The following is a 15,693-nucleotide window of genomic DNA, read 5'->3' as shown; positions in this document are numbered from 1 at the left end:
GCCGCAGTCAGACGGGTTTTGTTGCCGACTTTCAGATACGCCAGTTGAGCATTGATGCCGGTGCGTTTGCTGAAGGTATATTGACCGCCGACAACGACTTGGTCAAATTTATCCACCAATTTTTCGCCGCTGTTCACGCCCTTGGCAGGCCAACCGTGCGCGTAAGTAATGCGTGGTGTAACATTGCCCAATTTGTAGCCGACAGTTACCGCTGCATCAACCACTTTTACGGCTTCCTCTTTACCTGAGTCGGCAGTGATGACACTACCCTTGTACTCATTAAAACCATCGGTGAAATAACCTAAATATTCGTTGCCTGTCTCATGGCCTTTGGCATAGTGTACGCCGCCGCCGACAAAGAGATTGTCTTTATCGTAATAAGTTTCGACTTTGGCGATTTGCGCCGCTTTGACTTTGCCTGATTTGTCGGTGTACGCGCCGTTGTAGTGGCCGTAAGCCGCATTGGCGGTAAAGCCGTTTTTAGAGAAGCTCACGCCGCCGGTGTATTGGTCTTTGGCCGGTTTGGTGTGCGTGTATTTATCTGAAGGATTGCGGTTGTCGCGCGGTGCGTAAGACACGTTGAATTTGAATCCGCCAAAATCCGGGCTGTCGTAGCGTACAGCGGCGTTACGGTTGCCGGTACGGGTAAAGATGCCCAAGCCTGCGGCATTGGTTTTATACATCCATGGATCGATGGTGTCCATTTCGTTCAGCATATTGCTGAGTTTACCGGCGCGAATCTTACCGAATTTACCTTGCAAACCGACGAAGGAATCACGAGTGGCAAAACCTTGAGAACCGCCGGTAATGGCCGTTTTTTGTTCAACTTGCCAGATAGCTTTCAAATCGCCACCCAAGTTTTCGCTGCCTTTGAAACCGATGCGGGAGGTATTGTCATTGATGCTGGTTGCGGTGGAGCTGGTTTCAGAACCTGCATCACCTTTGATTTTGACCTGACCGACGGTCACGCTGCTTTTGATTTGACCATACAGAATGACTTCTGCAGATGCAGCCAGCGGCAAACCGGCAATAACCAAAGCGATAATCGATTTTTTCATTATTCTCTCCAAAACAAAGTTAAAATCTCGTGAAAACACGTTTAGCAATATTAATGTTTTCCAACGCTACAAACAACTACTTTCATCTTGAGAAACACTTTTATTCATTAGAGTTTAGACTTTTTACAACATTTTTAAATAAAACAGGCCGTCTGAAAGAAATTTCAGACGGCCTCTCCCATTCAAAGTTACAACAAAGACAATCAACCCTCTTATTGTAATCATTTAATCAAAAATGATTGCTTGATAAATGTTTGCCATATATCAACCCAATATTCCCAAATTGCCACTATCATTAACTTACTTCTTATGAAGAAGTTTTTTTATATCAATAATTTATTTGGTATAAATTTTTCCTTTTACCTAATATAAATAAATAGGAGCCTTTATATTGAACAAACATCTCTTTTTATCTTTGCTAATGGCTGTCTCTACTGCAACGGTATCCGCCGAAACCCATCATGCACATTGGTCTTACACAGGTGAAAACGATGCTGCACACTGGGGCGATTTGAGTGAAGACTTTGCTGTCTGCAAAACAGGCAAACAGCAATCTCCAGTGGACTTCTCCACAACAAAAGCAGTAAAAGGCAAACAATTGGCATACCGTTACAACGTCGCCGACTACAAAGTAGAAAATAACGGCCACACCCTTCAAGCCACGCCGCAAGGCAAGGCCCAAACCATCGTGATTAACGGTAAAACCTATACCTTCAAACAATTCCACTTCCATACGCCGAGCGAACATACTTTCAAAGGCAAACATTTCCCGATGGAAGCGCATTTCGTCCATCAAGCCGAAGACGGTACTTTGGCGGTCATCGGATCTGTATTTAAACCGGGCAAAAACAACCCTGCCTTGTCCGCGCTTACTGCCAAAAAACTGAAAGCGGGCGAATCCGTAACGTTGAAAAACTTGAATATCCAAGCCCTGCTGCCTAAAGATAGCAAGTCATTCCAGCTGAAAGGCTCGCTGACAACACCGCCTTGCAGCGAAAACGTAACTTGGGTTGTCTTAAAAACTCCGGTTCAGGCAGATGCGGCGCAGTTTAAAGCCATGCGCGACATTATCGGCGGCGAAAACAACCGTCCCGTACAACCTTTGAACGACCGTGAAGTCAATGAAGACAAATAACTTCTAAGGCCGTCTGAAAACAAAAAAGCACCCAGAAACGGGTGCTTTTTCAATCACATCAATCAGGCTTTCTTATTACCCAAAGCGGCTTTTACAAATGCGCTGAACAAAGGATGGCCTTTGCGCGGATTGGAAGTAAATTCCGGATGGAACTGACACGCGAAGAACCAAGGATGATTTGGCAATTCGATGGTTTCAACCAAACGCTCGCGGCCTGCGGATACGCCGCCAATGACCAAACCGGCTTTTTCCAACTGAGGAACATAGTTGTTGTTGACTTCGTAGCGGTGGCGATGACGTTCGCGGATATGTTCGCTGCCGTAGATTTTTGCGGCAAGACTGCCCGGTTTGAGGTCAACTTCTTGCGCACCCAGACGCATGGTGCCGCCCAAATCGGCAGATTCGTCACGGGTTTCTACGCTGCCGTCGGCAGTTTGCCATTCGTCAATCAGGGCAACGACAGGCGCGGCGCATTTCAAGTCAAACTCGGTAGAATTCGCACCTTTCAAGCCTGCAACATCGCGGGCGTATTCGATCAGGGCGATTTGCATGCCCAAACAGATGCCCAAGTATGGTACGTTGTTTTCACGCGCATAGCGTACGGCGGCAATTTTGCCTTCTACACCGCGTGAACCGAAGCCGCCCGGCACCAAAATCGCGTCCATGTCTTTGAGCATGGAAACGTCGCCATTGCCCTTCTCGATGCTTTCACTGTCGACAAAGGTAATTTGTACATCGGTTTCAGTATGAATACCGGCGTGTTTCAGGGCTTCGATCAATGATTTGTAGGATTCGGTCAAATCAACGTATTTACCGACCATCGCAATTTTGACGGTGTGTTTCGGATTTTGAATCGCGTGAACGATTTTCTTCCATTCGGTCAAATCGGCTTGTTTGACATTCAGTTGGAGCTGCTCGGTAATGATGCTGTCGATGCCTTGGTTGTGCAGCATTTCAGGGCATTCGTAAATGCTGTCCACATCGTAGCTGCCCACGATGGCACGTTCTTCAACGTTACAGAACAATGCAATCTTACGGCGCTCGTCCGCAGGCATTTCTCTGTCCATACGGCAGATCAGGATGTCCGGTTGCAAACCAATGCTCAACATTTCTTTAACGGTATGCTGGGTCGGTTTGGTTTTGATTTCGCCGGCAGCGGCGATGTAAGGCACATAGCTCAGGTGGGCAAACAATGTATTGTTGCGGCCGAGCTGGCTGCGCATTTGACGGATGGCTTCCAAGAAAGGCAACGATTCGATATCGCCAACTGTACCGCCGATTTCGACAATCGCCACATCATAACCGGCCGCGCCTTCGTGGATGCGGCGTTTGATTTCATCGGTAATGTGCGGAATCACTTGTACGGTACCGCCCAAATAGTCGCCGCGACGCTCTTTGGCAATCACGTTTTCATAGACTTGGCCGGTACTGAAGCTGTTGCGGCGGGTCATGGTGGCGTTGATGAAACGCTCGTAGTGACCGAGGTCGAGGTCAGTTTCCGCACCGTCATCGGTTACGAATACTTCGCCGTGTTGAAAAGGGCTCATGGTACCCGGGTCAACATTGATATACGGGTCAAGCTTAAGCATGGTCACGTTCAAGCCACGCGACTCGAGAATAGTAGCAATAGAAGCGGCGGCGATACCTTTACCCAAAGAAGATACAACGCCGCCGGTTACGAAAATAAATTTAGTCATGATGTGATACCCATGTTGGAATGTGTGATTTTAACTTGAAGCAGCATATTCTGGCAAACGGCAAAAGCTTCAGGCCGTCTGAAAACAGCGTTTTCAGACGGCCTTATCATACTGATTCTATATATCAGCGCAGCTCGCGGCGCAGGATTTTGCCAACGTTGGATTTTGGCAACTCGTCGCGGAATTCGATGTCTTTCGGCACTTTATATGCCGTCAGTTCTTTGCGGCAGAAATCGATCAGTTCTTCCTTGGTCAAAGACGGGTCTTTACGTACGACGAAGACCTTAATCGCTTCACCGGTTTTCTCGCTTGCCACGCCGATACAGGCGACTTCCAAGACTTTGTCGTTGCTGGCCACCACTTCTTCGATTTCGTTCGGATATACATTGAAACCGGATACCACAATCAAATCTTTTTTGCGGTCCACCAGCTTCAGCCAGCCTTTTTCATCCATCACGGCAATGTCGCCGGTCTCCAAAAAGCCGCGTGCATCGATTGCTTTGGCGGTTTCTTCAGGACGATTCCAGTAGCCTTTCATCACTTGCGGACCGCGTACCCACAATTCGCCCGGCTGTCCGATAGGCACTTCTTTGCCGTCCGCATCGCGTAATTCGACTTCGGTCGAAGGAACCGGCAAACCGATACCGCCGCTGTAAGCCTCGATATTCAAAGGATTGCAACACACACCCGGGCTGGCTTCGGTCAAACCGTAAGCTTCCACAATCGGCGTACCGGTGATTTTTTTCCATTTTTCCGCAACGGCTTTTTGCGTTGCCATACCGCCGCCCAAAGTCAGCTTCAAACGGGAAAAATCGACTTCGGCGAAATCCGGACGGTTGACCATCGCATTAAACAAGGTATTCACACCGATGAACACGCTAATCGGCTCTTTTTTCAATTCGCCGATAAACCCCTTCATATCGCGAGGGTTGGTAATCAGGATGATTTTAGAACCGGTATTCGCAAAGATCATCAGGTTTACCGTCAAGGCAAAGATATGATAAAGCGGCAACGCGGCAATAACCGTTTCTTTGCCTTCGTGCAGGCTGTTTTTAATCCATTCTTTTGCCTGCAACATATTGGCGCAGATATTGCCATGACTGAGGACGGCACCTTTTGCCAAACCGGTCGTGCCGCCTGTATATTGCAGCAAGGCAGTATCGTCACGTGTCAACTCGACTGGTTTGAACGTATTTGCTGCACCTTGCTTCAAGGCCGTCTGAAAAGTGATGGTATTTGGAATGCGGTATTCCGGCACCATTTTTTTCACTTTGCGGATGACAAAGTTCAGCAACGCGCCCTTAATCATGCCGAACATCTCGCCGACCGACGCGACAATCACATGTTTGATTTGCGTACGCGGCAACACCAGCTCCAGCGTATTGGCAAAGTTCTCCAACACGACAATCGTGGTCGCACCGCTGTCTTTCAACTGATGCTCCAACTCGCGCGGCGTATAAAGCGGATTGGTATTCACTGCCACCAAACCTGCCTGCAAAATACCGAAAAGCGCAATCGGATATTGCAAAACGTTCGGCATCATAATTGCCACACGCTCACCGCGCGGTAGTTTCAATACGTTTTGCAGGTAAGACGCAAAATCGGTCGCCAACTTGCCCACTTCGGCATAAGTCAGTGTTTTGCCCATATTTTGAAAAGCAGGTTTATCTGCGAATTTCTCGACACTTTGACGGAATACATCGCTGATGGAGCTGTATTGAGAGATATCGATTTCAGGGTTTACGCCTTGTTCGTAGCTTTTGAGCCAGAGTTTTTCCATATTGATCAGTCTTTTATTTAGTCGTTTTTTGAAATCGAGGCCGTCTGAAAGGCTTTATTCAATCTGCCGCTTCGTTTTCAGACGGCCCTTTTATTAAGCTGTAATAATGACAGGCTTGTCGGTGGACATGATGATACCGCCGCCCAAGCACACATCGCCGTCATACAGTACCGCAGATTGGCCTGGGGTTACTGCCCACTGCGGCTCGTCAAAAACAAGCTCGATGGTTTCATCATCTAAATAACGCAACGTACAAGGCGCGTCGGCCATACGGTAGCGCGTTTTGCAGGTATAGCGGCCTTCTTTCGGGCGTTCTGGCAATGTGAAGCTCAAATCGTTCATAACCAGGCTTTGCGTATAAAGCAAAGGATGGTCATGGCCTTGGACGACAATCAGTTCGTTTTTGGTCAAATCCTTGGCCGCAACAAACCACGGCTCGCCTGCGCCGCCGATGCCCAAGCCTTTGCGTTGGCCCAGCGTGTAAAACATCAAGCCGACGTGTTCGCCGACTACTTTGCCTTCAGGGGTCACCATTTTGCCATTATTGGTCGGCAGGTATTTTTGCAAAAACTCGCGGAACGGGCGTTCGCCGATAAAGCAGATGCCGGTACTGTCTTTTTTGGTTGCAGTCGGTAATTTGAATTCTTCGGCAAGACGGCGGACTTCAGGCTTCTCCAACTCACCCAATGGGAAAATCGAGCGCTCGAGTTGGAAAGGCTTGAGACGATATAGGAAATAGCTTTGGTCTTTATTTTGATCCAAGCCTTTGAGCAGGTAATGCACGCCGTTTCGAACTTCTTTGCGGGCATAGTGTCCGGTGGCAATGGTATCGGCGCCCTGCTCTATGGCATAGTCCAAAAAGCATTTGAATTTAATTTCGGCATTGCACAAGATATCCGGGTTTGGCGTGCGGCCTGCGCTGTATTCTTTGAGAAAATAGGCAAATACGTTGTCTTTATATTGCGCGGCAAAATTGACGATGTCGATGTCGATGCCGATGATATCGGCAACGGCAATGGCATCAAAGGAATCTTGTTTGATGCTGCAATATTCGTCGTTGTCGTCATCTTCCCAGTTCTGCATGAACACGCCGCTGATTTGATGGCCTTGCTGTTTGAGCAGGGCCGCGGTAACGGATGAATCGACGCCGCCGGAGAGGCCGACGATGATGTTTGCTGGTGTGTTGTGAGTATTCATGAGCGGAATGTGGGTTTTAAATACATTTTTTAAAGCGTGATTTTAGCACATTTTGATTTGACGACAGAAAAGGCCGTCTGCAAGCCCAACGACTTTCAGACGGCCTTTATATGCAAATTCAAGCAATTAGTGCTGATGTGCGCCACCGTGTGCGCCGTGATCATGCTGCATTTCGGCTTTAGGTGCGGTTTTCACTTCCAGCTCGACAGTTTGAGGTTTCGCGTTTTTGAATTTCAGGGTTACAGGCACTTTTTCGCCTTCTTTCAATTGTTTTTTCAGACCCATGAACATAACGTGGTAGCTGCCCGGTTTCAGCTCGGTTACGCCTTTTGCAGCCAAAGGCACGCCGCCTTTAACTTCGCGCATACGCATAACACCATTGTCGTTAATATGGGTGTGTACTTCAACACGTTCGGCAACAGGGCTGCTGCCGCCTACCAAGAAGTCTTGTTTGGCTTCATCGTTTTGGATTTTCATGAATGCGCCACCCATTTTCATACCTTCGACAGTGGCACGTGCCCAACCGTCTTCAATATGGATACCGGCTGCAGATACGGAAGTTGCCAAGCCTGCCAGAATCAGGGTTGCCATTAATTTTTTCATGTTTTGCTCCTTGTGTTTGCCAAATGGCTGGGATATACAGCCTTCATCTTACAACCAAAGGCCGCCTGAAAACTTTGATATAGATTAATTAATACTATCTAATCCTAACGAATTACTATATTACCACATTTTTAAGCAGTTAATGCAATAATCCAAACAATAAATAACATGAACAAAGCCATCAATTGCGCGGCCGAGCCGGCATCTTTGGCACGCTTGGCCAGCTCGTGTTTTTCAGTAGAAGTATGGTCAACGGCTGCCTCGATGGCGGTATTAAACAATTCGGTAATCAGTGAAATAAACGATGCGACAACAAGCACCATTTTGGTGACCGATCCGAAATCAAGAAACAACGCTAAGAAAATTAAAATCAGGTTCAACCAAAAAACTTGGCGAAATGCGCTTTCATAACGATACGCGGCAGCCAGTCCATCTTTGGAATAACCAAACGCATTGATAATGCGCTTAATGCCGTTTTTACCTTTTTTTTCAGATGCGTAGGAAGATGGTTCCATCATATTCTCAACATAAAAAGGCCGTCTGAAAAGAAACGGTCGGGTCAATTTTCAGACGGCCTTTGGGTTTATTGTTTTGCCCAAGATGCTACGGCATCTGCAAACATAGCGGCAACGTTGAAATCTTTTTGCTTCATGATTTCTTGGAAGCCGGTCGGGCTGGTTACATTGACTTCGGTCAGGTTGTTGCCGATGACATCCAAACCGGCAAGCAAAATACCGCGACGCTTCAATTCAGGCGCAAGGGTTTCTGCGATCTCACGGTCGCGCTCGCTCAATTCCTGTGCCACGCCGCGGCCGCCGGCAGCCAAGTTGCCGCGCGTTTCTCCGTTTTGCGGAATACGCGCCAAAGCATACGGAACAACCTCTCCACCAATAATCAGAATGCGCTTGTCGCCATGTACGATTTCAGGAATATAACGTTGCGCCATGATGGTACGTGAATCAAGCTGCATCAGGGTTTCCAAAATACTGCCGATATTGGGGTCGGATTCGGTTAGGCGGAAAATGCCCATACCGCCCATACCGTCCAAAGGTTTGATAATGATGTCGCCGTGTTCTTTCAAAAAGGCACGGACATCGGCGGAACGTGTGGTAACCAAAGTCGGCGCGGTAAACTGGCTGAAGTTCAAAATAGCCAATTTTTCATTGAAATCGCGCATTGCCTGCCCGCTGTTAAATACTTTTGTACCCTGCTGCTGTGCCAACGTCAAAAACTGGGTCGCGTACAGATATTGCATATCAAACGGCGGATCAGTGCGCATAATGACCGCATCGAAATCTTTCAAGGCCGTCTGAACTTTTGCCTCTGATTTAAACCATTCGTGATCGTCATCGTTTTTCGCGCCGACAAACTCAAATGCCGCCACCTGAGCCACTACCAAGCCTTCACGGACGGACAATTCTCCGCTCAAGGTATGAAAAAGCTGCCAACCGCGCTTTGCCATTTCACGCATCATGGCGTAAGTAGTGTCTTTATAGGTTTTAAAACTTGCCATCGGATCGGCGATAAACAGGACTTTCATCAAAATTTCCTTGTAAACAGACGATATAATCATACCTTGTATTCGGCCCGCCTGAAAGGGTGGCAAAATATAGAAAAGGCCGTCTGAATCCTATTTTCAGACGGCCTTGAGGCTTTTAGGCGGCTGCCAAATGCAAGAGTTCGGCAGCATGGCTGCGTGTGGTATCGGTAATGATTTCGCCACCCAGCATACGCGCGATTTCCTCAATGCGCTGATGATGGTTCAAAACACTGATTTCGCTGACGGTTTGCTCCCCTTCGCTATGCTTGCGGACCTGCCAATGGTTTTCACCGCAAGAGGCGACTTGAGGAAGATGGGTTACCGCTAAGACTTGATGTTTTTTACCTAAGGCACGCAAAGCTTTACCGACCATTTCAGCAACGCCGCCACCAATACCGGTATCCACTTCGTCAAAAATCAATGTCGGCACTTGCGTGTATTGGCTGGCAACCACTTGCAAAGCCAAGCTGATACGCGCCAATTCGCCACCGGAAGCGACTTTGTTCAAAGGACGGGACGGATTGCCTTTATTCGCCGCTACTTGGAATTGCACCTGCTCCAGCCCATGTGCGGTCGGCGAAGACGGCAACAAGACGATGTCAAAACGTGCGCCCTTCATGGCCAAATGTTGCATATGCTCGGTTGTTTCTTCGCCCAAACGGCCGGCTGCCTGATGGCGCATGGCAGAGAGGATATGCGCGGCTTCATGGTATTCGGCAAGATTGCGTGCAACTGTATTTTCCAAGGCTTCCAAATCGGCAGCCGCGTGCAGGTTTTGCAGTCGTTCGTCGATTTCTGCCAGCTTTTGCGGCAACTCTTCCGGCTCAATGCGGTATTTCCGCGCCATGCTCATCAATTCGCCCATACGGCTTTCTTGTGCAGCCAATTCATTAGGATCGATGTCGCTGCGACCGGCCACATCACGCATATTGGCACTGATTTCACCCAATTCTGCTTCAATACTTGCCAACATATTCAGGCTCTCGGCAAAGCGCGGCTCAATGTTTTGCAGATTACCCAACAGTTTTTGGCATTGGTAGATTTGACGGTGGATGCCGTTATCTCCGTCTATGCTGTCGCCCACCTGCTCGGCGGTTTGCAGCAATTCGGCCGAATGCGCCAGACTGTCGTGGCTTTGGCTTAAGGTTTCCCATTCGTTGGGCTTAAGCTCCAATTGGTTCAATTCATTAAACTGCCATTCCAAACGCTCGCGCTCGATGGCCATGGTTTCTGCCTGCTCTTGCGCTTCTTGCAGGGCTTTTTTCGCATTGACCCAATTTTGATAAAGCTGTTTGACCGTTTCTGCCTGCTCTTTGCTGCCGGCAAATGCGTCCAACAACTCGCGTTGCGCAGATTCTTGATTCAACGAATGATGGGCATTTTGTCCGTGAATATCGATTAACTGCTCGCCAATAGCTTTCAGCTGCACCAATGTTGCTGCCTGATTATTGATATAACTGCGACTTTTACCCTTGGCATCGATAATACGGCGGATGCTGAGCTCTTCGGCATCTTCTTCCAAAAGGCCTTGCTCCTGCAGCTGCGCTTTCAGTTCAGGCAAACCGCTGATATCGAACAAAGCCGACAACTGCGCTTCTTTGGCGCCGCTTCGCACTTGACTGTAATCGGCTTTATCGCCCAACAACAGGCCAATCGCATCCAGAGTAATCGATTTGCCTGCGCCGGTCTCGCCCGTCAATACGGTAAAGCCGTTTTGAAAATCAAGATTCAGGTTTTCAACAATGACAAAATCACGCAAAGAAAGTGCCAACAGCATTGCAGTATTCCTTAGTAAATCACCCGCACTCATGCGGAATAGCTTTAGATAAGTTGATTATAACTAAGGTTTTTTATAGTTTAAATCAGATTTTTCTTATGATTTATCTAAGATATTTATTTTAAACAAATTATTTTTTAAGCGGGCAATAAAAAGGCCGTCTGAATATTGCTACATGTTCAGACGGCCTAAATTTATTTTACTCTGCCAGTTCTACTTGTTCATGCCCCATCAATTCCTGCCCTACTCCTGCAAGCAGGTTCAGATAACGCTCATACTGCTTGAGCATATCGGCAATCAATTCTTTTTGCGTCATATATTGCACATCGTATCCATCGCGCCCATCCGAAAAATACGTCAACGGTATGAACGTTGCTGCATATTTGAAATGAGGCAGGCTGTCTTCACGAATCAACTGGTCGGTAATTTCCCGCTTTACGGATTTAATCCCATAGACAAAATCCCTTACCGTCCCTTTATGCACCACCAGCTCCACCGACGGCTCATCCTGTTGCAACAGGCAACGGATTTCTACGTCCATATTGTATTTTTCGGTCAATTCGTTTTTCAATTCCTGCATTGCCGGAAGCGCCGTATTTTTCATAAATTTGATGATATCGACTTCCTGCGTCTGATTCATCATTTGGCCAAGGCGTTCCCTCCAATGATCGCCCGACCAGAAAATACTGCTCGGATTGACGGCGGTTGCAAAATAGTTGGCATCGTTGTTCAGGGCTTTCCACAAAGAAACCATCATAAAAATCATCAACACCGCAAACGGCAGAGACGCAATCAGGGTCATGGTTTGCAAGATAGGCAAACCGCCGGCGCCCAGCAACACAATAGCCACAGCCGAAATCAACACGCCCCACATAACCGATTGCCACTTGGGCGAAGCCAGCCCTTTATCGCGCGAAGCAATATTGTTCAGCACATAAATGCCCGAGTCGGCAGAAGTGATAAAAAACAGCGAAATCACCAGCAATGCTACCAAGCTGCTGACAACCGGCCACGGCAAATAATTCAAAAAGGCAAACAACAATTTTTCAGGCTCGTTGGTCAAGGCAGACAAGGCGCCGTTTGCCACATGCGTGTCCAGCCACAAGGCTGAATTGCCAAATACGGTAAACCACAAAATACTCATCAGGCTAGGCACTGCCAATACACCAAAAATAAATTCGCGGATGGTTCTGCCTCGCGAAATTCGGGCAATGAACAAACCGACAAAAGGCGACCACGAACACCACCAAGCCCAATACAACACCGTCCAGCCGGTAAACCATTTTGTATGCTCAGGCTCGTAGGTATATGACTTAAAGCTGAACGAAACGAAGTTACTCAAATAAGTGCCCAAATTGTCGCTGAATGCGAAAATCAAATACGTCGTCGGCATACTCAACAAGACAAACAACAGCAATGACAGTGCCAATACCAAGTTGGTTTCACTCAAAATTTTGACGCCTTTGCCCACGCCCGAAGTTGCGGAAAATATGGCAATCGCCATCACAACAACGATAATGCCGACCTGCAAGACATAGCTGTTGTCCTGCACCCAGCCCATCTTCAGCAAACCGGAACCCATTTGTGCCGCGCCAAATCCCAAGGTTGTGATAATACCGAACAAAGTCGCAATCAAAGCCATCACATCGATGGCATCGCCCATTTTGCCGTTGATTTTGTCTTTTAAAATCGGATAAAAGCAGGAACGCAACGCCAGCGGCAATTTATAGCGGAAACCGAAATACGCCAAGGCAAGCGCAATGATTCCGTAGATTGCCCAGGCATGAATCCCCCAGTGGAATACCGTATGCAGAATCGCCTCTTGCGCATTGCCTTTGGCAATCGGGGAAGAAAAATGCGATAAAGGCTCGGCCACACCAAAAAACATCAAGCCCACGCCCATGCCGGCCGCAAACAGCATGGCCAACCATGATAAAAACGAAAACTCAGGTTCGTCCTCGTTTGTACCCAGCCTGATACTGCCGAAGCTGCTGATGGGAAGCGCCAATAAGAAAATAAGGAATACAGAGAAAGTCAGAATGTAAAACCAACTGACATTTTGAAAGATAAACTGCTTCATTGCATTTAACAAAGCCTCAGTATTTTGAGGCCAAACCAAAGCAGCTGACAAAAGCAAAAGGACGAAGAAAAGCGTAATACCGACCACGCTTGGATTGAAAGAAGATTTGTTTTGAAAAAATTGTTTGAATTTCATATCGGTTCCGTAGTTGATACAGCGCATATTTGAAGAACAAACGGGCTGCCGATTGATAAAGAAAGAAACGTTTCCGTATGCCTTCTCAAACTATTACAGAATGAGAGATATTTATTCTAATAATTTTTAAATTATATCACAAAATCAATAAGTTATTAAAATAGATGAAAATTATATTTAAAATCATGATGTTATACAATAATAAAGGCCGTCTGAAACACGATTGTTTCAGACGGCCTTTACATTCAAATCAGTTAATCAGTCTGCTTCCTGATTCAACTGCTTCTTCAGCCTCCTCATCGCCTGTCGGCGGCGTTTCCATCAAATCAGGCAACACCAGCTCACCCAATTCAGTCAGCGGCGGCAATTCTTCCAAACTTTCCAAACGCAAATCGCTTAAAAAAGTTGCCGTTGTCGCCCACAAAGCCGGACGGCCGACAGAATCACGGTGGCCGATGACTTCAATCCAGCCCCTATCCTGCAAGGTTTGCATGACATTTTGCGACACTGCCACGCCGCGTATGCCTTCAATATCGCCACGCGTTACCGGTTGCTGATAGGCAATAATCGCCAGCGTCTCCATCACGGCGCGGGAATAACGCGGCGCGCGCTGCTCTTGCAGGCTGCCCAGTCGCTCAAATGCGGCTTGGGCAATTTGGAAGCGCCAGCCCTCATGGGTATGCACCAGTTGCAAAGCCCTGCCCTGCCAACGGGCCTTCAGTTGCGCCAACACGTCAATCAGCTTGTCTTGCGACAATGGCGGCACGCACAATTCGCGCATGGCTTTTTCGTTTAAGGGTTCGACTTGCGTCAACAGCGCCGCTTCAATCAGCGCATCGGGAGAAAGTTTTTCAGTCATAATAAAATCAATGTTCAGACGGCATGAACAGCAAAAGGCCGTCTGAAAGACAATATGGTCAACGGTTTGTTATGCGCTCAAATGCGCTTTCAGTTTTTCTTCGTCCAAAAACCAATGGCAGATTTCGGTATCGCCATCCAGCAAAACAGGCACCAGCTCATTGTACTTTTCTTCTAAAACCGGATCTTCATCAACATCGACAATATCCAGCTCAAATCCAAACTGCTCCTGATAAGGCTTTAATTGTTCGCGCATTTTGTGGCACAGGCTGCAATACTCCCGAAACATCAAGGTCAGTTTCATGGCGGTTACTCTCGGAGGGACAAAAGCGGCCATTGTATAGCAAAATGCCTCCAAACCATACAGGCATGACAAAGGCCGTCTGAACAGGCGCGAAACGAAATCAAGGATTTCTGTCACGCCTTCAGACGGCCTTTGTGTATATTCTAAAATTAAGACTGAACGTTGATACCGGCAGTCACAGTATTTTGGGCACTGCTTGCAGTCAAAAATGACGCTGCCAATTCGCCGCAACAACCGCAACAAGTCGCCACACCTAATTGAGCCTGCAAATCGCTCATGGTGGTTGCACCGGCGGCGATAGTCTCTTTGATGTCGTGGTCAGTAATGGCGTTGCAGATGCAGACAAACATGATGTGCTCCAATAATTTTGTTACCCTCTGTAATTGAGAGTAGGATTTATTCTTGAACGTAAATATAAATAAAAACGGTTTGCATTGCAATATTGGCACTGTCCTTTTGTTTTGAAATTTTTCTATGTAAATTTGTATTTTGATTGTTATTTTATAAATAATAAACTTTATAACTGTTCAGACGGCCTCAATAACAAAAAGCGGCATCTTCGAGATGCCGCCTTTATTTATGAACGGGAATGGTGTTCATCGACCATGTTTTTCAAACGAATATTGGCAACATGGGTATAAATCTGCGTGGTGTTGATATCGGAATGTCCCAACATCATCTGGACCGAACGCAAATCGACGCCGTGATTGACCAAATGCGTGGCAAAAGCATGGCGCAAACCGTGCGGACTGAGCGAAGCAATACCGGCCGCTTCGGCATATTCTTTGACTATCATCCATGCAAGTTGACGGCTGATGCCGCTGCGTTTCTGGCTGACAAACACTTCGTCGCAGATTTTGTTTTTCAGCAACAACGGGCGCGATTCGTTGCAATAGCGTTCCACCCAATACGCCGCTTCCTGCCCCAGCGGAACCAGACGCAATTTGTCGCCCTTGCCTATGGTACGGATACTGCCGCGATGTAAATCGATATCGCTGAGCGTCAATTTGACGGCTTCGGTCACGCGCAAACCTGTTGCATACATGACTTCAAGCAAGGCTTTGTCGCGCAGCCCGTGCAGCGTTTCCACATCCGGCTCAGCCAGCAGCGCATCGATTTGGGCTTCGGTAATCAGCGTGGGCAGTTTGCGTTCCGATTTCGGCGCCTTGAGAAAACGGGTGGGATTGTCTGCTCTTTGGCCTGTCTCTTCCAACCAGCCGTACATACGCTTGCAAGCCGACAATGCCCGTGCTTGGGACGTGTTTTTTTCTCCCTCCGCATACACAGCATCAGACAGGGCAAATTCATCGGCACTCAACCAATCCTGCCCGCCCTCGGTCAAACGCGCGGCGACTTTGACCAAATCACGGCGGTAACTTTGCAGCGTATTGTAGCTGAGCCGGTCTTGCAGCCAAAGGGATTCAAGCAGCTTGTCTATTAAATCGTCCATACTCATCAAACTGTATTGAAAGGCCGTCTGAACGGCATGACTTTACATCCGTTCAGACGGCCTTAGGTTTTCAAAGCCC

14 protein-coding genes are annotated in these 15,693 nt (G+C 47.7%); 1 reads left to right on the top strand and 13 read right to left on the bottom strand.

The window, feature by feature from the left end; all coding sequences use genetic code 11:
* Positions 1 to 1,058 (bottom strand): porin (locus ACTHS3_RS04810; protein ID WP_440367274.1); only part of this gene is annotated, 1,058 nt, incomplete at its 3' end.
* Between the two features lie 391 nt (positions 1,059 to 1,449).
* Here ACTHS3_RS04810 and ACTHS3_RS04805 point away from each other — a divergent pair.
* Positions 1,450 to 2,193 (top strand): carbonic anhydrase, encoded by a 744-nt coding sequence (locus ACTHS3_RS04805; RefSeq protein ID WP_440367272.1) that lies wholly within the window; start codon positions 1,450 to 1,452, stop codon positions 2,191 to 2,193.
* Between the two features lie 62 nt (positions 2,194 to 2,255).
* Here the strand turns inward: ACTHS3_RS04805 and ACTHS3_RS04800 are convergent, their stop codons facing one another.
* From ACTHS3_RS04800 to xerD, 12 genes are all read right to left on the bottom strand, one after another.
* Positions 2,256 to 3,890: a CTP synthase gene (locus ACTHS3_RS04800; protein WP_004519451.1), complete on the bottom strand. Its 1,635-nt coding sequence runs from the start codon at positions 3,888 to 3,890 to the stop codon at positions 2,256 to 2,258.
* Between the two features lie 124 nt (positions 3,891 to 4,014).
* Positions 4,015 to 5,670, bottom strand: a complete 1,656-nt coding sequence (locus ACTHS3_RS04795; protein ID WP_004519450.1) for an AMP-binding protein — start codon at positions 5,668 to 5,670, stop codon at positions 4,015 to 4,017.
* Positions 5,671 to 5,763: 93 nt separating this feature from the next.
* Positions 5,764 to 6,867: a tRNA 2-thiouridine(34) synthase MnmA gene (gene mnmA / locus ACTHS3_RS04790; RefSeq protein ID WP_004519449.1), complete on the bottom strand. Its 1,104-nt coding sequence runs from the start codon at positions 6,865 to 6,867 to the stop codon at positions 5,764 to 5,766.
* A 126-nt stretch (positions 6,868 to 6,993) separates the two neighbouring features.
* Positions 6,994 to 7,470, bottom strand: coding sequence for a copper chaperone PCu(A)C (locus ACTHS3_RS04785; protein WP_004519448.1), 477 nt, complete (start codon positions 7,468 to 7,470; stop codon positions 6,994 to 6,996).
* A 131-nt stretch (positions 7,471 to 7,601) separates the two neighbouring features.
* Positions 7,602 to 7,985, bottom strand: a complete 384-nt coding sequence (locus ACTHS3_RS04780) for a diacylglycerol kinase (protein ID WP_039862003.1) — start codon at positions 7,983 to 7,985, stop codon at positions 7,602 to 7,604.
* A gap of 68 nt (positions 7,986 to 8,053) precedes the next feature.
* A complete protein-coding gene (gshB, locus tag ACTHS3_RS04775) occupies positions 8,054 to 9,010 on the bottom strand; it encodes a glutathione synthase (RefSeq protein ID WP_039862001.1) in 957 nt (318 codons plus the stop codon).
* Positions 9,011 to 9,125: 115 nt separating this feature from the next.
* Positions 9,126 to 10,787 (bottom strand): DNA repair protein RecN, encoded by a 1,662-nt coding sequence (gene recN, locus ACTHS3_RS04770; RefSeq protein ID WP_039861999.1) that lies wholly within the window; start codon positions 10,785 to 10,787, stop codon positions 9,126 to 9,128.
* A 199-nt stretch (positions 10,788 to 10,986) separates the two neighbouring features.
* Positions 10,987 to 13,002 (bottom strand): BCCT family transporter, encoded by a 2,016-nt coding sequence (locus tag ACTHS3_RS04765; protein WP_440367270.1) that lies wholly within the window; start codon positions 13,000 to 13,002, stop codon positions 10,987 to 10,989.
* A gap of 250 nt (positions 13,003 to 13,252) precedes the next feature.
* On the bottom strand, positions 13,253 to 13,861 hold the full coding sequence (gene scpB, locus ACTHS3_RS04760; protein WP_004519443.1) for an SMC-Scp complex subunit ScpB: 609 nt from the start codon (positions 13,859 to 13,861) through the stop codon (positions 13,253 to 13,255).
* A 69-nt stretch (positions 13,862 to 13,930) separates the two neighbouring features.
* Positions 13,931 to 14,164, bottom strand: a complete 234-nt coding sequence (locus ACTHS3_RS04755) for a glutaredoxin family protein (RefSeq protein WP_036472354.1) — start codon at positions 14,162 to 14,164, stop codon at positions 13,931 to 13,933.
* Positions 14,165 to 14,313: 149 nt separating this feature from the next.
* Positions 14,314 to 14,514, bottom strand: a complete 201-nt coding sequence (locus ACTHS3_RS04750) for a (2Fe-2S)-binding protein (protein ID WP_003681978.1) — start codon at positions 14,512 to 14,514, stop codon at positions 14,314 to 14,316.
* A gap of 227 nt (positions 14,515 to 14,741) precedes the next feature.
* Entirely contained in the window at positions 14,742 to 15,620 is an 879-nt protein-coding gene (gene xerD, locus ACTHS3_RS04745) for a site-specific tyrosine recombinase XerD (protein WP_004519441.1), read from the bottom strand.
* Between the last annotated feature and the right edge of the window lie 73 nt (positions 15,621 to 15,693).

The organism is Neisseria sp. P0009.S007 (assembly GCF_051962515.1).
The sequence above is the reverse complement of the archived record's forward strand: the minus strand, read 5'-3'. Positions and strand labels throughout refer to the sequence as shown.